This window comes from Bradyrhizobium huanghuaihaiense, from assembly GCF_025200885.1.
GTDB classification, from domain to species: domain Bacteria; phylum Pseudomonadota; class Alphaproteobacteria; order Rhizobiales; family Xanthobacteraceae; genus Bradyrhizobium; species Bradyrhizobium huanghuaihaiense.
On the sequence record NZ_CP104172.1, the window covers coordinates 4,572,270 to 4,594,626 of the forward strand.

Consider the following 22,357-nt stretch of genomic DNA (forward strand, 5'->3'; position numbering starts at 1 on the left):
TCATCAGTGAGAGCGTAGTTTGGCGATGGCCAGGTACGTGGAGTCACTTATCCCTGAGCCTGATCCCTGGAAGAGATTGAGCAACGGGGATTGTCCCTGACCGATGCTCTGGCCGTTTTTGACGTCATACATGGCGGAGAAACGGCCCAGCAGCTTTTCGACCTTCGCGGGATCGGAGAGATCCTTGATCTTCATGAATTTGTCCACGAACTTGGCCTGCTGATCGATCGGCATCGACGCCATCGAGTCGGGCAGATTGAAGGTGGTCCTGAACACCTCCGAAAGAGCCTTGTCGGCGAGGATGTCGTATGCGGACGTGATTTCCCCCGCCTTTCGCTGGAAATAGAGTGCCAGGCGTACGCCGGGGTTCGTATCCCCCTGCTGCTGCTCCAGGCTTTGCTGGAGATAGTTTTCCTGTGTTTCCCGGAATTGGTCTTGCTTCTGCGGACCCATCATCGCAAGGCGCGCGACGTTGCCCTTGCTGTCGAAGTTGAACGACGCCGCGATTTCGGCAAAGCGAGGATCGGTCTGGGTGTTGGCGAAGCTCTTTGGATTGTTCAGGTCGGACGCGAAGATCTTCTCGAGATATTCGGTGCTGACCTTCTTGGGGTCCAAACCCTTGGCGACGAGAATGAAATCGACCATCTTCTGGTTCGCAAGCAGCTCGGAAACGCTGTCTATGCCTGCGATGGCTTCCTGATAGGACGTCGCGTCTTTCTGGGCCTGTTCCCGAACTGCTTTCTGCTGCTCAGGGCTTGCCTGTTTCACGACTGCAATGACGTAGTCCTTCGCGATCTGGAGGACTTTTGCCGGGTCCTGAGCCACCAAGGGGGTCGTCAGATTGCCTTTTGCATCGAAGTTGAAGGACCGTGCGAGCTCGACGTACCGATTGTCCTTGAGCGTATAGACGAAGCTCTTGGGGTTGCTGAGATCGCTTTCGAGGACAGCCTTGACAGTGTCCTGCGGGACCGCTTTGGGATCGAGGCCGACGGCGCCCAGCGCAAAATCATACACGGCCGGAGTCGATACGAACGCCTGGACCGACTTGATGTTGAGGATGGCGTTTCTGAACTGCCTGATTGCCAGAGCTTCGTTCAGCGGGCTTGCCGCCGCATAGATGGCGGACTTGCTGTCGTCGAACCGCTTTGTCGTGAGCGTGACGTTTGCAGCAGTCTGCGCGGGCACACCCGACGGCAGCGAACCGTCAGGCGAAAACTCGAATGCGCCGGCGAGATCGACAAAGTTGCCAATCGTCGATATCTGGTCGTTGAGGCTGGATACGCTCTTCGTATATGATTCCAGGTGATATTTTTCGACCAGGATCTGGACGTTCAACTGATCCACGTCGGCGCCTGGTTGCGAGAGTTGGGCCGTGTAGTCGGCGATCTTCGTAGTGGTGGCACTCACGTCCGATTTGGCTTGAGCGAGCTGGGCGTTGAGGCCGGGCAACTGAGACGCGAAGGTGGTGTTGACGTAGCTGTTTGGATCGGATGGATCGCTGCGCAGGACCTGACTGATCGTGTCGCGCGGCCACTTGCTCTGATCGATCCCGAATGCCGAATAGACGTAGTTGCGAAGACGATCGTTGTTCAGCAGCTGGTCTGCACTGGTGATGCTGCCGATCTGGGTGCTGTAGTATTTCGTATCGTCCGCAAGTGCATCGACCTGGCCCTTCTTGGTCGCCGTGTACAGGCCGATCATCTCGTCGATCTGGTCCTCCGATTGCGCAACGGGCTTTGTACCGCCCGCGAAGGAGAATGCCGCGGCAAACTCCCGGTAACGCTTGTCGACCAGCTTGTTGACGAAACTCTTTGCGTCGGAGAGGTCGCTCTCCAGGACCTTTCTCATGAACGCCTTGGCGTAGGCCATGTCTTCCAGGCCATATGCCTTCATCGCATAGTGATAGAGGCGATAGTCCTTCATGAGATCGTCGACGGTCTTCACCTTGCCGATGTTGGCCTTGTAATAGGCGGCCTCTCGCGCGACGTCGGTCTGCTGTTCGACCCGCGTCAGGGACTGTTTGAGATGGTGCGAAATGTAGTTGTAACTGAAATACGTTGACACCATCGCGCATTCCTCGCGGCTTCTTAACGTCCCGGACTTCCGTCAATCATTGCGGGGTCGCGAGGTGGGAGCCGGCCTCATGCCAGCCTCTGTCTCATAGCTGCGTTTTCTTAAAGTGATTCTGGATCACAATCTAAAGTTTTAGTTTGTGCCAAGATGACGCATGCCGTGTTTTGTTGCCGTTTGTTTCCATATGTTTCTCAGATGCAGCTTTCGCGAAGATGGTGTTCCGGATATGTTCCGATCAGGGAATGGATCGGAATGGGCGGCGAGGGGGCATACCCGACGCCCACACGCGTGTCCCGGACAAGCTGCAATGCGCAAGCGTTGCGGCGCAGAGCCGGGACCCAGAAGCCGCGCATTTTGCTGCTGCATGGGCCCCGGCTCTGAAGCGCATCGCCGACGGGGCGCTGCGCCGCGTCCGGGGCACGTGCGCGGAATTCATCTCATGCTCGAATCTAAATCGCACACACGGTCTCGCATTCTCGCGGCACATCGTGCCCGAGCTTTGCTTCAGTCGTCGCCCTCAAAAGTGCCGAGGGCGCAGGGAAGGCCGGGTGCCGGCTGGCACCCACGGTCCACTGTGCGAAAATTGCGCTACGAGAAGCTGCACAGCGGCATACAGGTGAAGCCAAACATCCGGCCTTCCCTGCGCAGTGGTTTGACGGCTTATGCCGCGCTCTCCCCGGGGAGCGATGCACTATTGCCCCCGTCGCCTTGCGCGATGGCTGATGCACGTGCCCGGTCGGGCCGCCGCATCACCGCAAGACTTGGCGCTCAGACCCCGGGCGCCAGGACGACACGGTTTTGCCGTACGCAAATCGCACCGGTCGTGTGCGCGATGGTGCCCGCTCACGGTTGCCCGCCCTGCGATGCCTTCTCGCGCCGATGTGACTAGCGTCCACCGCCGCTCACCCCACGTTTCGTGACGATCGCGATACGCCCCTCTGACCGGGATGAGGTGACGCACGAATACGCCAAAGCCGAATTTCGGTAAAGTGGAATATTTTCGCGCACGGCGGTTCACCCGCCGGATGGGTGTTTTGCCCGACCAGCAGCACAAGGGCTTGTAGATATGGGCGGACACCGGCGAGCCGGGCGCACAATCCGAAATCAAGACTTCGCGCGGCCGAAGCTGACAAGTGCAGTTTGTGCCAAAAGGCGGTGCAGTGACGGAACACCCCTTGCCGCGAGCGGTACACCTGCAAGGGCTGTATTTCATGGGATGTTCAACTAAAATCTGAGTCGGGCGCGGGGGCTTGTGGAGTGGGACTGGAGATATGGCGCGCTGGAAGCAATCGTGGAGCGAGGACGATCTCAACCGGCTCAGGAAGCTCGCAGGCACCAAGCCAATCACGACGATCGCGAAAGAGCTCGGACGGACCACGGGAACGGTGCTCGCGAAGGCGATCGAACAAAAGCTCCCCGTCATCTATCGGACCGAGCGAACGGCGCAATGACAGGCGCGTGCTGCTTGCAGCGGCGTGAGATGCTTCGCCGTGCGCAGACTCGTAGCCCGGATGGAGCTCAGCGTAATCCGGGACCCCTGCGCCCGCGGATGCAAATCCCGGATTGCGCTGCGCTCCATCCGGGCTACGGGCTCAGCCCCTTGGCGAGCGTGGCGGCCGGCGCTTCACCGCATGCCGGCGCGGTGAGCGGGTCACGCGCGGGCGCAGGCGGCTGGCGGCGGTGCGTTGCGGCTTGGCGGCGACTTGCGGGCCGCGGGCGAGGTCCATCAGCATGCGCAGCGCCTCGACCACCGAGCGGGCGCGCACGGCGCTGCGGCCGATCGCGCCGAAACGGTGCTCGCGGTGGATGATGCGGCCGTCGCGCGCGGCAGCGGCAAAGTGCACGAGGCCGACCGGCTTGCCCGGCGTGGCGCCGCCGGGACCGGCGATGCCAGTAATGGCGACGGCGAGATCGACATCCGCACGCTCAAGCGCGCCGATCGCCATGGCGGTTGCGGTCTCCTTGCTCACCGCGCCGAAATTCGTCAGCGTGCCGGCTTCGACGCCAAGCATCGCGCGCTTGGCGTCATTGGAATAGGTGACGAAGCCGCGATCGATGACGTCGGACGAGCCTGGGATGTCGGTCAGCGCGCCCGCGACGAGGCCGCCGGTACAGGACTCTGCCGTCGCGATCGTCAGCTTGCGCATCCGGCACAAATCCAGCAGCGAGCGGGAGAGGGCGCGTGCGTCGCTGCCGCCCATGACCTAGACGCTCCAGGGAAGACGGATGGTGGCGCTCGCGGTGGCCGCGATGCCTTCCTCGCGGCCGGTGAAGCCGAGTCGCTCGCTGGTCGTCGCCTTCACCGCGACGCGGGAGATGTCGACGCCGGAGATCTCGGCGATGCGTGCGCGCATGGTGTCGCGCAACGGGCCGATCTTCGGCCGCTCGCAGATCATGGTGACCTCGAGATTGGCAACGCGGCCGCCGCGCGCCGTGACGCGCTCGATGGCGTATTTCAGGAACTGGTCGGAGGAGGCGCCCTTCCACTTGGCGTCGCTCGGTGGGAAGTGCGAGCCGATGTCGCCGTCGGCGAGCGCGCCGAGGATGGCATCGACCAGCGCATGCAGGCCGACGTCGCCGTCGGAATGCGCCAGGAAACCCTTGCTGTGCGGCACGCGCACGCCACAGATCATGACATGGTCGCCTTCGCCGAAGGCGTGCACGTCGTAGCCGGTGCCGGTCCTGATGTCGCCGAGCTGGGCAGCCAGGCGCGCTTCCTCGCGCACGAAATCCTCGGGGGTGGTGAGCTTCATGTTGGCAACATCGCCTTCAAAGGTTGCAACCGTCAATCCCGCCCATTCGGCAATCGCGGCATCGTCGGTGAAATCGGAGCGTCCGTCCTTCGCGGCGCGACGATGCGCCTCGAGGATGACATCGAAACGAAAGGATTGCGGCGTCTGCGCGATCCGCAGGCGCGACCGGTCCGGCGTGTCCTCGACATTGCCGCTCTCGCCGGTGAGCTTGATGGTGTCGGTGACGGCAACGACGGGAATCGCAGCTCCGGTGCGGCTCGCCGCCTCGATCGCGCGCGAGATCACGCCTTCAGAGACGAACGGGCGCGCGGCGTCATGGATCAGGACGATGTCCGGCTTGTGCTTGGCCAGCGCCTCGAGACCGGCGAGCACCGAAGCCTGACGGGTGGCGCCGCCATGGGCCGGCGGCTCGTGTTTCAATCCTGCGACCGCCGCCGTGAACATGGCGCTGTCGTCGGGGTTCACCACCGGCTGCACCGCAAACACATCAGCATGGCGGCTGAAGGCTTCCATGGCGCGATAGATCACAGGCACGCCGCCGATCTCGCGATATTGCTTCGGCCCGCCGGCGCCGGCGCGCAGGCCGCGTCCGGCCGCCACGAGGACGACAGCGGTACGTTGTGATTTCGCCATAGGACTCAAATACTCAGTTGCTAATGAAAGAGCAGGGGGTGATTTGCCGGCATGCCTCTAGCACGGCAGGCCCGCAAAAAAAGGGGGTTTCCCCGGATTGTGGGAAACAGCATTTTGCTGCACTGCACTTGAAAGATCTGCAGAACTGTCTAAACTGTAGGCATGACGCTTGACTGCACAAGAATTGTGCGCAAGATAGGTCATGGCCAGCGCGATGAGGCGCTGCTGAGTTGACGAGACCCCTGTGACAGGCCCGGCAGTATCCGGCTCTAAGCCGTTGAAAATAGGCGATATTGAAGTCGCCACCCCGGTCTTCCTGGCGCCGATGTCGGGGGTGACTGACTCGCCCGTTCGGCGGTTGGTGGCCGAGCTCGGGGCCGGTCTGGTCGTGTCCGAGATGACCGCGAGCGATGAGCTTGCCAACGGCCATCGGATGTCGCGGTTGCGTTGCGAAGCGACGGGAATCGGTCCGCACGTGGTCCAGCTCGCAGGCTGCGAAGCGCACTGGATGGCCGAAGGCGCCCGGATCGCGGAAGCCGAAGGCGCCGACATCATCGATATCAACATGGGCTGTCCGGCCCGCCACGTCACCGGCGGCCAGTCCGGCTCCGCCCTGATGCGCGATCTCGACCACGCCGTCAGCCTGATCGATGCGACGATTGCGGCGGTGAAGGTGCCGGTGACGCTGAAGATGCGGCTCGGCTGGGACGACCGCAGCCGCAATGCGCCGGAGCTGGCACGCCGCGCGGAAGCCGCGGGCGTCAAGCTCGTCACCGTTCACGGCCGCACCCGCTGCCAGTTCTACAAGGGCGAGGCCGATTGGGACGCGATCCGCGCCGTGCGCGAAGCGATCTCTCTCCCGCTCATCGTCAATGGCGACATCACGTCATACGAAAAAGCGCGCGCGGCGCTTCAGGCCTCCGGCGCCGATGCCGTGATGATCGGCCGCGGCGCGCAGGGCCAGCCCTGGCTGCCGGGCCAGATCGGTCGCCGCCTCATGGGCGAGGCGGCAGAAGCCGCGCCGTCGCTGCAGACGCAGCTCCATTATGTCCGCACGCTCTATGATGGCGTCTGCGCACTCTATGGAATGCGCGTCGGTCTCAAACACGCGCGCAAGCATCTGGGCTGGGCGCTCGACGTCGCGGCCGATGCGAGCCGCGCGCCGGCCGAGAAGCTGAAATCCTGGCGCCAGAAGATCCTCACCTCCGAGGATCCGCGCCTCGTTCACAATTCACTGCGAGATGCCTTCGACGACTTCGCATGGAGCGCTGCTGCATGAGCTCAGCCGCTGAACATCGTCGGCCGCTTCCGTCCGACAGCGATGCGATCCTGGATGCGCTTCCCAATCCCGTGCTCATGATCGGGCCGGACGGCAAGATCGTCGCCGCCAACATCGCAACCGAAGCCTTTTTCGAGATCTCGACGCAGTTCCTGAAGCGGCAGTCGCTGAAAGAGCTGGTGCCGTTCGGCAGCCCCTTGCTGGCGCTGATCGACCAGGTGCGCTCCTCGAATTCGCCGGTCAACGAATACAAGGTCGATCTCGGCACGCCGCGCATGGGCGGCGACCGCCAGGTCGATCTGCATGTCGCTCCGCTCACCGAGCGGCCCGGCCATATCGTGGTGATGCTCCAGGAGCGCACCATCGCCGACAAAATGGATCGGCAGCTCACCCATCGCAGCGCTGCGCGCTCGGTGATAGCGCTAGCAGCCATGCTCGCGCACGAGATCAAGAATCCGCTTTCGGGCATTCGCGGCGCGGCGCAGCTTTTGGAGCAGCAGGCTTCGTCCGAGGACCGCATGCTGACGCGGCTGATCTGCGACGAGGCCGACCGCATCGTGACGCTGGTCGACCGCATGGAGGTGTTCGGCGACGAGCGTCCCGTGGTGCGCGGCCCCGTCAACATCCATTCGGTGCTCGACCACGTGAAGCGGCTGGCGCAGTCGGGCTTTGCCCGCAACATCCGCTTCATCGAGGATTACGATCCATCGCTGCCGCCGGTGCTGGCGAACCAGGACCAGCTCATCCAGGTGTTCCTCAACCTCGTGAAGAATGCCGCCGAAGCGCTGATCGACGTGCCCGACGCCGAGATCCAGCTCACCACCGCGTTCCGCCCCGGCGTGCGCCTGTCAGTCCCCGGTCAAAAATCCCGGGTGTCCCTGCCGCTCGAATTCTGCGTGAGGGACAATGGACCGGGCGTGCCCGACGATCTTCTGCCCAACCTGTTCGATCCCTTCGTGACCACCAAGCAGACCGGTTCTGGTCTCGGCTTGGCGCTGGTCGCAAAAATCGTCGGCGATCACGGGGGCATCATCGAATGCGAATCTCAGCCGCGCAAGACCACCTTCCGTGTGCTGATGCCGATGTATTCCACATCGGTGAAACATGCCGATCAAAGCAGTCGCGACGGCTCTGCCGGGAAGTCGTCGTCTGCGTCACAGGGGGCAAAATGAGGATTAACGATGCCCGCAGGTAGCATTCTCGTCGCTGATGACGACACCGCCATCCGCACGGTTCTCAATCAGGCACTTTCCCGCGCCGGCTATGAAGTCAGGCTCACCGGCAACGCCGCAACGCTGTGGCGCTGGGTCAGCCAGGGGGAGGGCGATCTCGTCATCACCGACGTGGTGATGCCGGACGAGAACGCCTTCGACCTGTTGCCGCGGATCAAGAAGATGCGGCCGAATTTGCCAGTCATCGTCATGAGCGCGCAAAACACCTTCATGACGGCGATCCGCGCCTCCGAGCGCGGGGCGTATGAATATCTGCCAAAACCCTTCGACCTGAAGGAGCTGATCGCCATCGTCGGCCGCGCGCTGGCCGAGCCCAAGGAGCGGGTCTCGACGCCGGACGAGGACGCGGAGATGGAGGCGATCCCGCTGGTCGGGCGCTCGCCGGCGATGCAGGAAATCTACCGCGTGCTGGCGCGCCTGATGCAGACCGATCTCACCGTGATGATCACGGGCGAGTCCGGCACCGGCAAGGAGCTGGTGGCGCGCGCGCTGCACGATTACGGCAAGCGCCGCAACGGCCCGTTCGTCGCCGTCAACATGGCGGCGATCCCGCGCGACCTCATCGAATCCGAGTTGTTCGGCCATGAGCGCGGTGCCTTCACCGGCGCCAACACCCGCGCCTCGGGCCGGTTCGAGCAGGCCGAGGGCGGCACGCTGTTCCTCGACGAGATCGGCGACATGCCGATGGAAGCGCAGACCCGCTTGCTGCGCGTGTTGCAGCAGGGTGAATACACCACCGTCGGCGGCCGCACCCCGATCAAGACCGACGTGCGCATCGTCGCAGCCTCCAACAAGGATCTGCGCGTCCTGATCCAGCAGGGCCTGTTCCGCGAGGACCTGTTCTTCCGCCTCAACGTGGTGCCGCTGCGGCTGCCGCCGCTGCGCGAGCGCATCGAGGACTTGCCGGATCTGGTACGGCACTTCTTCTCGCTGGCCGAGAAGGACGGTCTGCCGCCGAAGAAGCTCGACACGCTGGCGCTGGAGCGGCTGAAGCAGCACCGCTGGCCCGGCAACGTCCGCGAGCTCGAGAACCTCGCCCGCCGCCTTGCCGCGCTTTATCCGCAGGACGTGATCACGGCCTCCGTCATCGACGGCGAGCTGGCGCCGCCCTCGGTCAGTCCGGGGGCCGCGGTCCAGCAGGGCGTCGACAATCTCGGCGGCGCGGTCGAGGCCTATCTGTCTTCGCACTTCCAGGGCTTTCCGAACGGCATGCCGCCGCCGGGCCTCTATCACCGCATCCTCAAGGAGATCGAGGTGCCGCTGCTCACGGCGGCGCTCGCCGCCACCCGCGGCAACCAGATCCGGGCCGCTGACCTGCTCGGTCTCAACCGCAACACGCTGCGGAAGAAGATCCGGGATCTCGATATCCAGGTGTATCGGAGCGGGGGTTAGTTTTCTCGCGACAAACGCTAAACGCGTTTGCGCGGGGTGGCTCAGCTCCCCCTACCACAGCGGAGCTGAGCCTGTCCGGATCGCGCTGGCCGTTGTGGCTGGCGCGGTGAGCAGAAGTCCCGATGGGGCCGAAATGTTCCGTGGGAACCGTTCAAATTGGTCATTCAGCCGCGAGACGCGGCGTCGCACTATCTGACCGGGCGTGCAGGCACCGGCACCACATTGGCCAGTTGCGTCGGCGGCGGCTGCAGGCCGACGCCGTTGACCAGGAGGTCGGCGGCCACAATCAGCAGCAGCACGGCTGAAACCATCGTCGCGAGAAAGACTCTATCCATCCCGGTCAATCCGGAGACGAGGGAATCCGTTCCCGCGAGAGAGTGCCGATCAGCAAACTCCTGTGGATTTCGCCATCCGGGCGCCACCAAGATTCTCTTAGCAATTACAATATCTTACAAAGGTCGCCTTTCGCCGACGGGGCATGTCCCGGCAGACCGGCTGGCACGGCGATCGGTATGATCGCCTCAGGCCGCATGAGATCGGGAACGAAGGACGTGTCTCCCGCGCCCGCTTGATCTGGATCAAGAATGCCGCGCGGCAGAGGCCGCTACGTCCATCGGGTATCCGCACTCCCGGAAGGACGGTCGTCTTGACCACACTTCGCAAGCTTCTCTCCGCGGAGCAGATCGTCCAGCTCGTGATCCGTCTCGGATTGCTCGCGCTGTTGATCGCATGGACGTTTCTGATCATCCACCCCTTCGTGCCCATCCTGACCTGGAGCGCGGTGCTCGCGGTCGCGTTCTATCCCGCCTTCAGCGGGCTCGCCAAACGCCTCGGCGGTCGCCCCCGGACGGCTGCGGTCATCCTCACGCTGATGATGCTTGGCATCATCATCGGTCCGGCGGCATGGCTCGGGCTGAGCGCGGCCGAGGGCATCAAGGATCTCGCGACCCAGATCGGCACCGGCGATCTCATGCTCCAGGCGGCGCCGGAATGGCTCAAGGACTGGCCCCTGATCGGCCCCCAGCTGTTCGATCTCTGGACACTGGCCTATACCAACATTCGCGCCGTTCTGCGCGAGGTGGCGCCTTATCTGAAACCGCTGGCGGGGGTGATGCTGTCATTCGCCGGCAGCGCCGGTGTCGGCACGCTGCAGTTCCTGCTCTCGGTGCTGGTCGCCGGCTTCCTGTTTCCGTACGGACCGCAGCTCGTTGACGCGGTCCGCGGTTTCCTGTTCCGCATCGTGCCGGAGCAGAGCGAGCATTTTCTCGAACTGGCGGGCGCGACGATCCGGGCGGTATCGCAGGGCGTGATCGGCGTTGCGATCATCCAGGCGCTGCTGGCCGGCATCGGCCTCAAGCTTGCGGGCATCCCGAGCGCCGGCTTGCTCGCCATCCTCGTTCTGCTGCTGTCGATCGTGCAGATCGGTGCCGCGATCGTCCTCGTGCCCGTTGTGATCTGGATCTGGATGGACAAGGACGTCGCGACGGCGGTGCCACTGACGATCTTCCTCGTCGTCGTCGGTCTGCTCGACAATATCCTCAAGCCATTGGTCATGGGCCGCGGCCTGAGCACGCCGACGCTCGTCATCCTGATCGGGGTCATCGGCGGCACATTGGCGCACGGCATCATCGGCCTCTTCATCGGCCCGATCATTCTGGCGGTCGCCTGGGAGCTCGCAGCGGCCTGGATCCAAATCGACCGTTCCGCAGCCCTACGGGAGCAGGAACAGTCCGGGATTTCCACTGCCGTCCAATCGCATGGGCACCCCTGATGCTGCTTCAAGTCCTTGTCGGCGCGCTGGTCAGCGCGATCAATATCGGAATCCACGCGCTGGCGACCGTCGTTGCCGTGTCGATCGCGCGAACGGCCGGCCTGCGACACACCAAGGGTCCGCGACTGCATTTGATGGGAGTGATGGTCGCAACGGCGGCAGCGCTGAGCGTCGCGCACACCCTGGAGGTCCTGGTCTGGGTCTGCACGTATTGGTTCGTCCAGGCGGCGCCGGCGGGAAGTGACCTCTTGTATTTCGCCTTCGTGAACTACACCACGCTCGGCTATGGCGACATCACGCCGGTGCCCGAATGGCGGCTGATCGGGCCGCTGACGGCCATGAACGGCATCCTGCTGTTCGGCTGGTCGGCGGCCATCCTGTTCGAGGTCCTGCGCAAGACGATCGAGCATCTCGAAGCGATCGCGCGGCTTCCGGGCAGGACAGGACAGTGAGCCTGCCGCTCAGGGCTGAAGATCGAGGCTCGCGAGCTGGTCGCGGTTCAGGAGCACGATCTGGCGCTGGGTGTTGCCGATGAAGCCGAGGATTCCAAGCTCATGCAGCCGCGAGAGCGCGCGCGAGACGGTTTCCAGCGTCAGGCCGAGATAGTCGGCGATATCGCGCCGCGACATCGGCAGCGCGAGGACGCCCGCAGCGGTCAGCCTCTTGTCCATTTCCAGCAGGAAGGCCGCGACCCGCTCCAGCGAGGTCTTGCGGCCGAGCAGCAGCATGTGATCTTCCGCATGCTGAAGATTGTTCGTGGTCATGCTGAGCAGGTTTTTCGCAACCATGGCATCGCTCTCGGCCACCATCTCGAGGCTCTCCCGCCTCACGAGGCGCACTGTGGTGTCGACGATCGCCTCCGTGGTGAAGCGGTGCTCGTATCCGTTCTCCAACCCGAAAATATCGCTGGTCAGGTGAAACGCGCCGATCTGCCTGCGGCCGTCCGACAGCAGCTTGTAGCTCCGCACCGCACCAGACTTGACCTGGTAGACATACTCGGCGGGTTCTTTCTCGCCATAGATCTCGGTGCCCTTCTTGTAGGAAAACTCGATTAAACTGACGAGCGCATTTGAATCGCTTGTCATGCCGAGGTCGCGAAGAGAGTTGGGGCGCAGCGCGGAATCAGTGGTGATGCGAACGAACATGGGCCAGCTCCTCAGCTTGCCGTCGAATTTGGTCTTTGAGACAAAAAATCTCTTGCACCGGAATACGCCGCGCAATCGCACTCCCGCCGAGGTTGATTTACGACTAACGAGGTATTCCAATCCATTGTCCCAAGGGTCAATGTCCCAAGGGACAGCGGGGGGCGTTCGCTGCGCGGACTGAGAAAGACCTCAATGGAGGCCGAAAAGTATTCTGTTGCGAAGCATATGTTTCGGTTTTTGAACCGTTGGCAACCACGCGGCCTCGGTTAAAAGATTGCTTTACTGAATTTTACGCGAGGTAAATGGTGTCCGGCCTTGTCCACGTGGTCGATGACGACGCATCGTTCCGGACGGCGATCGAGCGCCGGCTGAAACTTGCGGGTTATGACGTCAAAACCTACGCATCGGCGCAGGATCTCCTGGACGCAGCGCCAGACGATGAGCAGCCGGGATGCATCCTGCTTGACGTGCGCATACCGGGCTTGAGCGGTCCTGAACTGCAAAGTCGTCTGATCGCCGCGGGCTCGACGTTGCCGATCATATTCCTGACGGGGCACGCCGACACGCCGACGACCGTGCAGGCCATCAAGGCGGGAGCGGAAGACTTCCTGACCAAACCGGTTTCGTCGGAGCTGTTGCTCGATGCGATCGCGCGTGCACTGGCGAGGCAAGATGCCGCGCGCAGTCAACGCGGAAAGCTCGAAGCATTTCGCGTACACCTTGCAACGCTGACGCAGCGCGAACGGCAGGTATTCGATCTCATCGTCCGCGGCAAGATCAACAAGCAGATCGCGTACGAGCTGGGGACGACCGAGCGGACCGTGAAAGCCCATCGCCATCAGGTGATGGAGAAGATGCGGGTTCATTCGCTTGCCGAGCTCGTTTCGATCGCGGAGCGGCTTGGGATGCTGGATTCGAATAGCGGTTAGCCATTCCGTCGCTTCGAATCCAGTTCCCGCCATGTCACTGCCCCAAAGGACAATATGAAGCGCATTGACGTGGTGCTGCCATGCAACTGCGCCACCCGCACTGGTTGCGGCTTCTGCATGACCATCGTGGCGAGTCCGAAAGGTCGATTCTTGCCGATGCGCGGATCAGTCTTCATCGTCGACGACGATCCATCCATGCGAGTGAGCATGAACAGGCTGCTGCGCGCACACGGATTCGCCGTGACGCTGTTCGACTCCGCGGAGGCCCTGCTTGATCACGGTGGTTTCGACAAGGCGATCTGCATCGTCATCGACATCAATCTCGACGGCAAGTCGGGCGTCGAGCTGCGACGCAAGCTGGCGGAGGAAGGCGTCACGGCGCCAGTGATCTACGTTACCGGCAATGACAGCCCGGTGAACCGTAGTGCTGCGGTTGCGTCGGGTTGCGTCGCCTATCTGACGAAGCCGTTCACGGCGCAGTCATTGATCGAGTCGGTCACGCGTGCGGCTGCGGCTTAGCGCGGAAACGCCGATCATTCGTCGACATACTGCTCCAGCATTTTCGTGGGCGCACCTTTGTGGACCGTGCCGAACTGCGCCAGCGGCACCAGGGTCGTCAGCGCCAGCAGGTTCGAATCGACAACCTCGAGCGCCATTGTCTTTCCCGACTCCATTTCCTCGACGATCCCGGACGGGACGACGTCAGCCGCGATGCAGATATTGGTCAGGCACCAGTTGTAGGGGACGCTGAAGCTGCTGCCGGGGTCGACGGACAGCTTGGGCGGCCGCTGCAGGTACATTCCGACAGGCACGAAAAGTTGCAGCCGGGCCGTTGGGGTGCCCTCGCGTTCGATCAGGTCGACGCGCACGGCTACTTGGCCGGTCGGGAATGTCCCGGTGATGGTCGTCCGGCACAACATCGGCGCGCCGCCGGCCTTGAAGCAGAACTTCTGCCAGTCACCGTAGCTGATGTCCTTGGCTTCGCGCTGACCGCGCGTGGCCACCTCGGGAGGTTTATCGGCCGGTGCGGCTTCCGGCGCGGCGATGGCAGGATATGTCGCGGTCCCGACGAGCGCGAGAACCAGCGCGCCACAGAGATGATCACGGATGGTGAACATGGTTACGCCTCCAGGCCAGGCTCTACTTCTGTGCATCGAGAAATTTTGCCACCAGCGGTGACCAGAGCGGGATCGCATCCGGCGAGCCGATGAAGAAATGTCCCTCGTTGCCGAACGGCGGCATCAGATGATATTCGGCGCGGCCGCCGGCGGCGGTGAAGGCTTGATGCATCCGCTTCGACAGTTCGGGCCCGAAGAAGGTGTCGTTCTCGATGTAGATCCACAGCATCGGCACCCGCGAGGTGCGGCCGAAATCCGCGGTGGCCTCGACCAGCCTGTCGGGCGCGCAATTGTTGTTGGGCTTGCCGCCGACCCGACCGCCACGGCCGGCAGCGAAGGTGATGATGGCCTTCACCTGCGGCGGGTTGACGCTTGACAGCGCGATCGAGGCCCAGCCTCCGGCGGACTGCCCGACCACGATCACTTCCTTGGGGATGATGCGCTTCTGGGCCGTCAGGTGGTCGATGATCCAGAGATCGACCTGCGCGACCGCGAGGCCGGCATCATGGAAGTTCGGATTGGTGCACTTGCCGACCTTGGAGAAGAACGGCCCGTAGAGCGCGCGCTCGGGAATGTCGATGGCCGCCGCGCCATACCCGCTGCCGACGGGTGCGACCACGAGGTAGCCGCGTTTGGCGAACCATTTTGCGGCGTCGCGGAATTCCACCAGCGGAAAGAAGCTCCGGTCAGTGGGGTTGAGCGAGACACCGTGGTTCATGATCACCAGAGGGAAGGGGCCATCGCCGACCGGGCGGACCAGATAGGCGAACATCGGCAGTGGCAGCGGCAGCGCCCAGATCTCTTCCTGGATGCGGATTTCGTCCTCGGCACGGGCCGGCGCCACGAGGCCGGCGAGAAGGAGCAAAACGGTTGCAAGGAGACGGCGGATTGCGGGGAGATCAAAGCGCATCATTGCCTCCTCAACCCGTGAACGTGGCGGCCACCACAATCGGACCGAGCACGGTGAGGACGACGTTGCCGACCGCATAGGGGACGGCGACGCCGAGCACCGGGGTCTGGCTCTCGGCCACGTCGCAGGCACCGGTGACGGCGGCATCGACCGTCATGGCGCCGGCGAGCGCACCGCAGGTCACGACCGGGTTCATCCGCAGCAAATAATAGGCAACGAGCGTTCCGACCGTCATTGGAATCAGCGTGACGACGATGCCCATGCCGACCAGCAGGAGACCGTGCGCCTGGATCGCCGACCAGGCGGCAAGCCCGTTGCCGAGTCCGACGGCCGCGATGAAGCCGCCGAGCCCGAGATCGCTCAGCGTCTGCTGTGCGGCCGGCGGCATCGCACCGATACCGGGCTTGCGCGTCCGCAGCCAACCGCAGACGAGCCCTGCGATCAGCGCGCCGCCGCCACCGCCGAGCGTCAGCGCGACAGTGCCGACCTTGAAGCTGGCAAGACCCGCCAGAAGACCGGCAGCGATGCCGACGGCAAGGAAGGCAATGTCGGTCCGGTCGCTGGTATTGAGGGCATGTCCGACCCGCGCCGTGGCCCGCGCGATATTGCCGGTGCTGCCGACCAGCGTCATGACGTCACCGATATAGACCCGCGTGTCGGGACCGAGCGGCACCTCCCGGCCCATGCGGGTGAGCGCCCGCAGGAATACGCCGCGCGCATTGCCTCCCAGTCGCTCCACCATCTCGCGGAGTGAGCGGCCGTGCAGCTCGCGGTTCTCGACCAGCACCTCGATCACGTTGCCGGGCAGATTGCGCAGCAGTTCTCCCGCATCGATCTCGGCCCCGAGGATCGGCTTGGCCGCAACGATCGCGGCGGTGGGACCGGCAATGACGATGTCGTCGCCAGCCTCGAGCACGATGTCGTGCTGCGGCTTGATGTCGGCTCCGCCGCGCACGATCCGTTCTACCACCGTACGGCTGCCTATCTCCGCCTCGATCGCTGCGACGGCACGGCCTGCGCCGGCGGACACGCGATAGGCACGGGCCTGGAATTTACGATAGGACAGGTTTTCCGTCTTCGGCGGCGCGCCGCCGGCGAGCTCGGCCTCGAGCTTCTTGGCCTCAACCTTCAGATCGATGCGCATCAGCCGCGGCGCGACGAACGGCACGAACATCAGCGTCAGGATGTAGCCGAGCACATAGGTCACGGCATAGCCCGCCGCGATGTTGGCCTCCTGCTGTTTCAGCACGTCACTCGGAAGCCCAAGCTGCGCCAGCGCGCCCGAGGCCGTGCCGATCACGGAGGACTGGGTCAGCGCACCGGCGGTCAGCCCCGCCGCGGTGCCTGCATCAAGCTTGAACGCATGGGCGAAGGCGAGCACCAGGACGAGCCCGGTGGTCCCGATCACCAGCGCCAGCACGACCTGCGCCAGGGTTCGAACGCTCAAGGAGGCGAAGAATTCCGGCCCCGAGCGATAGCCGATGGTAAAGACGAACAGGCTGAACAGGATCGCCCTGAGGATCGGCGGGAACGCGAAGTGCCCGAGTTGTCCGATCAGCACCGCGACGATCAGGATGCAGGCCGTGGTCCCGATCGAGAAGCCACGGATCTTGATGCGGCCGAGGAGGGTGCCGATCGCCATCGCCAGCAGCAGGAAGATTTCCGGTGCGGTGGAGATGATCCACCTGACGGTATCCATGGTCGCATTTCCCCCGGCGTATTGCGGCGGATTTGATTGGGCGCGCGGGATCGTTGCTTGATCCAGATCAAGCCTCGCCGGGGGTAAGCCGCCGCCAATGCCGTGATGAAGAGTTCGCGACAGCGGCCATTGCCGACATGAGTACGCTGGACGTCGCAGCCGGCGCGATCCGCCGCGATGAGACGGTCGAAATCGTGCTGCTGCTCGCCTTCGCCGGCGGCTATATCGACGCCTATACCTGGATCATCCATGGCGTGATGGCCAACGCCCAGACCGCCAATGTGATCTTCCTCTGGGTCTACGCGATGGCCGGCGATTGGATGCGGGCATTGCACTTCGTGCCGCCGATCCTGGCTTTCACCGTCGGTATCGTGATCGCGGCCTGGCTGCGCCGTGTTGCCGGCGAGCGGGCCAGCGCACTCACGATCCTCATCGAGATCGTGTTCTTGATCACGATCGGCATCCTGCACAACCGGCTCCCGGATCTGGCCGGCACGCTCGGCATTTCCCTGGTCGCGGCGATGCAGGCAGCGACGTTCGTCAAGGTCGAGGGCTCCGTATGCAGCACGGTGATGATCACCGGCAACATGCGTCAGTCCGTCGAAACCATTTTTGCAGTCGTCTACGGAGGGGCGCCGCTCGGCACGCTGCGCAAGTCGGCCATCTTCTTCGCGCTGTGCGCGGTGTTCGGCTGCGGCGCGGCTGCCGGCGCCTTTGCCACCAAGGCCTTTCCCGACCTCGCGCTCGGCATTCCCGTGGTTGCGCTGCTGATTGTCCTCTTGCGCTGCGAAGCGACACCACGTGAGGTGATGTGATGAGCGCGCCGCCTGACGCAAACTGGATGCGGTTCTTTCCGCCGGCCGGCTGGCTGGCTGCCTACCGGAGCGAATGGCTGCCCTCCGACGCCGTCGCGGGCATCACGCTCGCCGCTTACGCGATCCCGGTGTCGCTGGCCTATGCGGCGCTCGCCGGCCTGCCGCCGCAGGTCGGCGTCTACGGCTACATGCTCGGCGGCCTTGGCTACGCCTTGCTCGGCTCGTCCAGGCAGCTTGCGATCGGCCCGACCTCGGCGATCTCGCTGATGATAGCCGGCACCGTCGGCGCGCTCGCGGGTGGCGACGCCGTGCGCTATGCGCAGATCGCGAGCCTTGCGGCATTTGCAGTGGCGGTGCTGTGCTTCATCGCCTGGCTGTTCAAGCTCAGCGTGCTCGTTCGCCTCGTCAGCGACAGCATCCTGGTCGGCTTCAAGGCCGGAGCAGGGCTCACCATCATCATGAGCCAGTTGCCGAGCCTGCTCGGCGTCGCCGGTGGCGGTCACAATTTCTTCGACCGGGCCATCAAGCTGATCGGGCAGCTCGGCCAGACCGATCTGCTGGTGCTGACGATCGGCGCGGTCGCACTGCTGCTCCTGCTGCTCGGGGAACGGCGGCTGCCGGGCAAGCCGGTCGGCATCACCGTTGTGGCGCTGGCGATCCTGGTCGCGACGATCTCAGGCTTTGCGGCGATGGGAGTGCCCGTTACTGGGAAGATACCGGAGGGGCTGCCGGCGGTGGGGATTCCGACCTTCGGCCTGCTGGAGTTCGACGATCTGTTTCCGCTCGCCGCCGGCTGCGTGCTGCTGGCCTATATCGAAGGTGTCTCCGCCGCGCGCAGCTTTGCCGCCAAGCACGGCTATACGCTCGACGTGCGCCAGGAATTCCTCGGGCTGGGCGCCGCGAACCTGGCTGCGGCCTTCGGCCACGGCTATCCCGTCGCCGGCGGCCTGTCGCAATCCGCGGTCAACGACAGTGCCGGCGCGCGAACGCCGCTGGCGCTGGTGATCTGCTCGGTGACCCTTGGGCTCTGCCTGCTGTTCTTTACAGGACTATTGACCAATTTGCCCAAGGCGGTGCTCGCAGCCATCGTCTTCGCCGCGGTCTACAAGCTCGTGGATATCGGCGCACTCATGCGAATGTGGCAGGTCAGCCGGATCGACTTCCTTGCCGCGTCCATCGCGCTGGTCTCGGTGCTGCTGCTCGGCATCCTCCAGGGCGTCCTCTTGGCATCGATTGCCTCGATCTTCCTGCTCCTGGCGCGGGCCTCCCGGCCGAACGTGGCGTTTCTCGGCCGGCTGCCGGGCAGCGGCCGCTATTCCGACAGCGCCAGGCATGAGGACGTCGAGCCGCTGGTCGGCGTCATCGCGTTCCGACCCGAAGCCTCGCTGCTTTACATCAATGCCGAGACGATCCTCGATGCTGCGCTGGTCGCGCTGCGGGGCTCCGCCGGCATCAGGTTGGTCGCCTGCGACCTTTCGGCATCGCCCTATATCGATCTCGCCGGCGCGCGCATGCTGCGCGATCTGAGCGATGAGCTTGCCGCGCGCCGGATCTCCTTCTGCATCGTGGGCGCGCACGCGCAATTACGCGATCTCCTGCGCGCCGAGGGATTGGCGGAAAGGACCGACAGCAGCCAGTGGCTGCGCTCGCTCGACAGCGTCCTCGGCGAGGATCGCGCCGGAACGGCGCAACGCACCGCCTGACACGACGTGCTGCGTTGCAAAGAGCGTCGGATCCAGCTCGTCCCATCATAACGCGCGACCGTTGACTTGGATCAATGGAGCCCCCCGCGCCGCACTCACTGTCCGCCATCACCTTCGCCCAATGGCCCGCACCGATCGGGAGAGAGACATGTCCAAGGACACCAACCCCGCACAGAAGCGCATCGACAAGTTCTTCTCGGGCCCCGGCGCCCGCGCAGACGATTGGCGTGACCTGGTGGAGGCTGCGAAAGTCTGGGCTCGCGTCGGCAATCGCGCCGCCTATGACACGGCGTTGGCCGAGCTTTCGGTCACGGAGGAGTATCACGGTTATCCCGGTCCGCAACTGATGGCGGCGTTGCGGGAAGCAGCAGTCGCCGGGGACGGTGCGACATCGTTCGCCCTCGCGACGAGAATTGCCCAGGCGCTGGCGACGCGATCCTTCCGTCAGCATGCGAGCGACTGGAGCGCAAAGGACGACGGCAATGGCGATGCGCCCGAGCTGGCACCGCCGAGCTTCGGCGTACATGCGGCGCGCCGGCCCTATTTCGAGACCCTGATCGTCACCGGCGTATCATCCAGCCAATGGCCGGCACTGGCCGCGGAATGGCGCAAGCTGCGGCGGCCGGTCGATGCGTTCATTTATGAGTCCGTCATCGTCGGCAGCCTGGAGGATGCCTTCTGCGCGACGTTACTCAATCCGAACATCGGCGCCGTCGTCATCAACGAGGGCTTTGGTCTGCGCTCGCGGCACAATGCGCCGGTGCTCCGCTCGATCATGGCCGCCGCGGCCGGCCTCAACGACGAAACCGACGCGTCCGCCCTGCGGCTCGCGCAGATCATCAAGCGGGTCAGGCCCGAGCTCGACCTTTACATGATCTCGAACCGCGACGTGGAGGAGCTCGCCGGCAATCCCGACGCCAACGTTGTCCGCCGCATCTTCTATTCGGTCGAGGAGCTGCTGGAGCTGCATCTGTCGATCCTCGAAGGTATCCAGGATCGCTACGACACGCCGTTCTTCGACAATCTCAAGAAATACGCCCAGCGTCCGATCGGCACGTTCCACGCTCTGCCGATCGCCCGCGGCAAGTCGATCTTCAAGTCCGACTGGATCCGCGACATGGGCGAGTTCTACGGCCCGAACCTGTTCCTGGCCGAGAGCAGCGCCACCACCGGCGGCCTCGACAGCATGCTGGAGCCGACCGGCAACATCAAGAAGGCGCAGGAGAAGGCGGCGAGGGCGCTTGGCGCCGACCGCGTCTTCTTCGTCACCAACGGCACCTCGACATCGAACAAGATGGCGGTTCAGGCGCTGCTCGCACCCGGCGACATCGCGATCGTCGACCGCAACTGCCACAAGTCGCATCACTACGGCATGGTGCTGGCCGGCGCGCAGCCGCTCTACGTCGAAGCCTTCCCGATGACGGAATATTCGATGTATGGCGCCGTGCCGCTGAAGACCATCAAGCAGGCGCTTTTGAACGCCAAGGCCGACGGCCGGCTCGACCGCGTCAAGTTGATCGACCTGACCAACTGCACCTTCGACGGCCACATCTACAACACACGCCGGGTGATGGAGGAATGCCTCGCCATCAAGCCCGACCTGATCTTCCTGTGGGACGAAGCCTGGTTCGGCTTCGCGCGTTTCTCGCCGTTCCTGCGCCGCCGCACCGGTCTTGGCGCCGCCAACGAGATCGAGGCGTGGATGCGCGATCCCAAGTCGGTCGCGGCCTATGAGAAGCAGCAGGCCGAACTCGGCAAGAACCCGTCGGAAGAGCTGCTGCTCAAGACCCGGCTGATCCCTGATCCCAGACAGATTCGCTTGCGCGTCTACCAGACCAACTCGACCCACAAGTCGATGTCGGCGATCCGCCAGGGCTCGATGCTTTCGGTCAAGGACGTCGAATTCCACACGGTCGAGCAGCAATTCAAGGAGGCGGTGTTTACTCATGCCTCGACCAGTCCGAACCAGCAGCTCATCGCCAGCCTCGATATCTCGCGGCGGCAGATGGAGCTGGAGGGATATGGCCTCGTCGCCAATGCGATCGAGATCGCATTCGCCATTCGCCAGGCGGTCAACAACAATCCGCTGATCTCGAAATATTTCCGCATCCTCGGCGCCGACGCCATGGTGCCGGCGCAATATCGCCAGAGCGGCTTCACCGACTTTCTCGCCGCCGGCGTCAACTGGGCCAACACGCTCAAGAGCCTGGACGAGGACGAATTCTGCCTCGACCCGACCCGCATGACGCTGGTGTGCGGCATGGCCGGCTTTGACGGCACGCAGTTCAAGAGCATTCTGGCCAACGAGTACAACATCCAGGTCAACAAGACCTCGCGCAATTCGGTGCTGGTCCAGTCCAACATCAACAACACCCGCAGCGACGTTGCGCATCTGATCCGCGTGCTCGCCGAGATCGCGGGCGAGCTCGACCGCGGCCTTGCCCAGGGCGGCGCCAATGCCAGGAAGACCTTCGAGGCGCGGGTGACGAGCCTGATGAAGGACGTGCCCGATCTGCCGAACTTCTCGCATTTCCACCCGAGCTTCCGCGGCGATGCCGGCGCCAAGACCAACGAAGGCGACATCCGCAGCGGCTTCTACGCCGCCTATGACGTCGCCGGCTGTGAGCACATCCGCCTCAACGATCCCGAGATCGACCGGCGTCTGAAGGCCGGACCGGAGCTGGTCTCGGCCAATTTCGTGATCCCGTATCCGCCGGGCTTCCCGATCATGGTGCCCGGCCAGGTCATCACCCAGGAAACCATCGACTTCATGCGCAAGCTCGATGTGAAGGAGATCCATGGCTACGACGCCAAGGAGGGATTGAAGCTCGTGCGCGCGGAGGCCCTGGCGAAACTCGGCCGGCCGAAGCCCGGTGCTCAGCCGAAGCTGAAGGCCGCGTCATAA

Annotated in this window: 19 protein-coding genes; 11 read left to right on the forward strand and 8 right to left on the reverse strand. The window is 63.9% G+C overall.

Annotated elements, in window-relative coordinates; all coding sequences use genetic code 11:
* Positions 1-3 precede the first annotated feature (3 nt).
* On the reverse strand, positions 4-2,067 hold the full coding sequence (locus N2603_RS21855) for a DUF1217 domain-containing protein (protein WP_260423976.1): 2,064 nt from the start codon (positions 2,065-2,067) through the stop codon (positions 4-6).
* Between the two features lie 1,277 nt (positions 2,068-3,344).
* On the opposite strand from N2603_RS21855, the gene N2603_RS21860 reads away from it, so the two are divergent.
* Positions 3,345-3,524 carry a hypothetical protein gene (locus tag N2603_RS21860; protein ID WP_018641893.1) on the forward strand — a complete coding sequence of 60 codons (180 nt, stop codon included), beginning with the start codon at positions 3,345-3,347 and terminating at the stop codon, positions 3,522-3,524.
* A gap of 141 nt (positions 3,525-3,665) precedes the next feature.
* On the opposite strand, the gene N2603_RS21865 is transcribed toward N2603_RS21860, so the two are convergent.
* Complete coding sequence (locus N2603_RS21865; protein ID WP_018641894.1) at positions 3,666-4,274, reverse strand: CinA family protein; 609 nt, start codon at positions 4,272-4,274, stop codon at positions 3,666-3,668.
* A gap of 3 nt (positions 4,275-4,277) precedes the next feature.
* The gene (locus N2603_RS21870) at positions 4,278-5,459 is read right to left on the reverse strand and encodes a bifunctional 2-C-methyl-D-erythritol 4-phosphate cytidylyltransferase/2-C-methyl-D-erythritol 2,4-cyclodiphosphate synthase (protein ID WP_260423977.1); all 1,182 of its coding nucleotides are present in this window, start codon (positions 5,457-5,459) and stop codon (positions 4,278-4,280) included.
* Between the two features lie 277 nt (positions 5,460-5,736).
* On the opposite strand from N2603_RS21870, the gene dusB reads away from it, so the two are divergent.
* The 3 genes from dusB to ntrC are packed head-to-tail and all read left to right on the forward strand — an operon-like array spanning position 5,737 to position 9,362.
* A complete protein-coding gene (dusB, locus tag N2603_RS21875; RefSeq protein ID WP_260423978.1) occupies positions 5,737-6,738 on the forward strand; it encodes a tRNA dihydrouridine synthase DusB in 1,002 nt (333 codons plus the stop codon).
* Positions 6,735-7,910, forward strand: a complete 1,176-nt coding sequence (locus N2603_RS21880; protein WP_018641897.1) for a two-component system sensor histidine kinase NtrB — start codon at positions 6,735-6,737, stop codon at positions 7,908-7,910. Before dusB ends, N2603_RS21880 begins: the two co-directional genes overlap by 4 nt.
* 9 nt (positions 7,911-7,919) lie before the next feature.
* Positions 7,920-9,362 carry a nitrogen regulation protein NR(I) gene (ntrC, locus tag N2603_RS21885; protein ID WP_018641898.1) on the forward strand — a complete coding sequence of 481 codons (1,443 nt, stop codon included), beginning with the start codon at positions 7,920-7,922 and terminating at the stop codon, positions 9,360-9,362.
* Between the two features lie 188 nt (positions 9,363-9,550).
* Here the strand turns inward: ntrC and N2603_RS21890 are convergent, their stop codons facing one another.
* Positions 9,551-9,697 carry a hypothetical protein gene (locus N2603_RS21890; protein ID WP_260423979.1) on the reverse strand — a complete coding sequence of 49 codons (147 nt, stop codon included), beginning with the start codon at positions 9,695-9,697 and terminating at the stop codon, positions 9,551-9,553.
* A gap of 359 nt (positions 9,698-10,056) precedes the next feature.
* Here N2603_RS21890 and N2603_RS21895 point away from each other — a divergent pair, with 359 nt between their 5' ends.
* Together N2603_RS21895 and N2603_RS21900 are read left to right on the forward strand one after the other, a co-directional pair.
* The gene (locus N2603_RS21895) at positions 10,057-11,133 is read left to right on the forward strand and encodes an AI-2E family transporter (RefSeq protein ID WP_260424228.1); all 1,077 of its coding nucleotides are present in this window, start codon (positions 10,057-10,059) and stop codon (positions 11,131-11,133) included.
* On the forward strand, positions 11,133-11,585 hold the full coding sequence (locus N2603_RS21900) for a potassium channel family protein (protein ID WP_260423980.1): 453 nt from the start codon (positions 11,133-11,135) through the stop codon (positions 11,583-11,585). Before N2603_RS21895 ends, N2603_RS21900 begins: the two co-directional genes overlap by 1 nt.
* 9 nt (positions 11,586-11,594) lie before the next feature.
* Here the strand turns inward: N2603_RS21900 and N2603_RS21905 are convergent, their stop codons facing one another.
* Positions 11,595-12,278: a helix-turn-helix domain-containing protein gene (locus N2603_RS21905; protein WP_018641902.1), complete on the reverse strand. Its 684-nt coding sequence runs from the start codon at positions 12,276-12,278 to the stop codon at positions 11,595-11,597.
* Positions 12,279-12,583: 305 nt separating this feature from the next.
* On the opposite strand from N2603_RS21905, the gene N2603_RS21910 reads away from it, so the two are divergent.
* Together N2603_RS21910 and N2603_RS21915 are read left to right on the forward strand one after the other, a co-directional pair.
* On the forward strand, positions 12,584-13,207 hold the full coding sequence (locus tag N2603_RS21910) for a response regulator transcription factor (RefSeq protein WP_260424229.1): 624 nt from the start codon (positions 12,584-12,586) through the stop codon (positions 13,205-13,207).
* 117 nt (positions 13,208-13,324) lie between these two features.
* Complete coding sequence (locus tag N2603_RS21915; protein ID WP_311741519.1) at positions 13,325-13,726, forward strand: response regulator transcription factor; 402 nt, start codon at positions 13,325-13,327, stop codon at positions 13,724-13,726.
* A gap of 14 nt (positions 13,727-13,740) precedes the next feature.
* On the opposite strand, the gene N2603_RS21920 is transcribed toward N2603_RS21915, so the two are convergent.
* The 3 genes from N2603_RS21920 to N2603_RS21930 are packed head-to-tail and all read right to left on the reverse strand — an operon-like array spanning position 13,741 to position 16,934.
* Positions 13,741-14,325, reverse strand: coding sequence for an invasion associated locus B family protein (locus tag N2603_RS21920; RefSeq protein WP_260423981.1), 585 nt, complete (start codon positions 14,323-14,325; stop codon positions 13,741-13,743).
* Positions 14,326-14,347: 22 nt separating this feature from the next.
* Entirely contained in the window at positions 14,348-15,235 is an 888-nt protein-coding gene (locus N2603_RS21925) for an alpha/beta hydrolase family protein (protein ID WP_260423982.1), read from the reverse strand.
* A 10-nt stretch (positions 15,236-15,245) separates the two neighbouring features.
* Complete coding sequence (locus N2603_RS21930) at positions 15,246-16,934, reverse strand: aspartate:alanine exchanger family transporter (RefSeq protein WP_260423983.1); 1,689 nt, start codon at positions 16,932-16,934, stop codon at positions 15,246-15,248.
* Between the two features lie 137 nt (positions 16,935-17,071).
* Between N2603_RS21930 and N2603_RS21935 the strand changes: the two genes are divergently transcribed.
* From N2603_RS21935 to N2603_RS21945, 3 genes are all read left to right on the forward strand, one after another.
* Positions 17,072-17,749: a YoaK family protein gene (locus N2603_RS21935; RefSeq protein WP_260423984.1), complete on the forward strand. Its 678-nt coding sequence runs from the start codon at positions 17,072-17,074 to the stop codon at positions 17,747-17,749.
* Entirely contained in the window at positions 17,749-19,452 is a 1,704-nt protein-coding gene (locus N2603_RS21940; protein WP_260423985.1) for a SulP family inorganic anion transporter, read from the forward strand. Before N2603_RS21935 ends, N2603_RS21940 begins: the two co-directional genes overlap by 1 nt.
* 148 nt (positions 19,453-19,600) lie before the next feature.
* Positions 19,601-22,357: a decarboxylase gene (locus N2603_RS21945; RefSeq protein ID WP_260423986.1), complete on the forward strand. Its 2,757-nt coding sequence runs from the start codon at positions 19,601-19,603 to the stop codon at positions 22,355-22,357.

Bases quoted from the DNA above. Each gene is read 5' to 3' on its own strand.
- N2603_RS21855 (WP_260423976.1), bottom strand. From the start codon at position 2,067: ATGGTGTCAACGTATTTCAGTTACAACTACATTTCGCACCATCTCAAA.
- N2603_RS21860 (WP_018641893.1), top strand. From the start codon at position 3,345: ATGGCGCGCTGGAAGCAATCGTGGAGCGAGGACGATCTCAACCGGCTC.
- N2603_RS21865 (WP_018641894.1), bottom strand. From the start codon at position 4,274: ATGGGCGGCAGCGACGCACGCGCCCTCTCCCGCTCGCTGCTGGATTTG.
- N2603_RS21870 (WP_260423977.1), bottom strand. From the start codon at position 5,459: ATGGCGAAATCACAACGTACCGCTGTCGTCCTCGTGGCGGCCGGACGC.
- N2603_RS21880 (WP_018641897.1), top strand. From the start codon at position 6,735: ATGAGCTCAGCCGCTGAACATCGTCGGCCGCTTCCGTCCGACAGCGAT.
- ntrC (WP_018641898.1), top strand. From the start codon at position 7,920: ATGCCCGCAGGTAGCATTCTCGTCGCTGATGACGACACCGCCATCCGC.
- N2603_RS21890 (WP_260423979.1), bottom strand. From the start codon at position 9,697: ATGGATAGAGTCTTTCTCGCGACGATGGTTTCAGCCGTGCTGCTGCTG.
- N2603_RS21900 (WP_260423980.1), top strand. From the start codon at position 11,133: ATGCTGCTTCAAGTCCTTGTCGGCGCGCTGGTCAGCGCGATCAATATC.
- N2603_RS21905 (WP_018641902.1), bottom strand. From the start codon at position 12,278: ATGTTCGTTCGCATCACCACTGATTCCGCGCTGCGCCCCAACTCTCTT.
- N2603_RS21915 (WP_311741519.1), top strand. From the start codon at position 13,325: ATGACCATCGTGGCGAGTCCGAAAGGTCGATTCTTGCCGATGCGCGGA.
- N2603_RS21920 (WP_260423981.1), bottom strand. From the start codon at position 14,325: ATGTTCACCATCCGTGATCATCTCTGTGGCGCGCTGGTTCTCGCGCTC.
- N2603_RS21925 (WP_260423982.1), bottom strand. From the start codon at position 15,235: ATGCGCTTTGATCTCCCCGCAATCCGCCGTCTCCTTGCAACCGTTTTG.
- N2603_RS21930 (WP_260423983.1), bottom strand. From the start codon at position 16,934: ATGGATACCGTCAGGTGGATCATCTCCACCGCACCGGAAATCTTCCTG.
- N2603_RS21935 (WP_260423984.1), top strand. From the start codon at position 17,072: ATGAGTACGCTGGACGTCGCAGCCGGCGCGATCCGCCGCGATGAGACG.
- N2603_RS21940 (WP_260423985.1), top strand. From the start codon at position 17,749: ATGAGCGCGCCGCCTGACGCAAACTGGATGCGGTTCTTTCCGCCGGCC.
- N2603_RS21945 (WP_260423986.1), top strand. From the start codon at position 19,601: ATGTCCAAGGACACCAACCCCGCACAGAAGCGCATCGACAAGTTCTTC.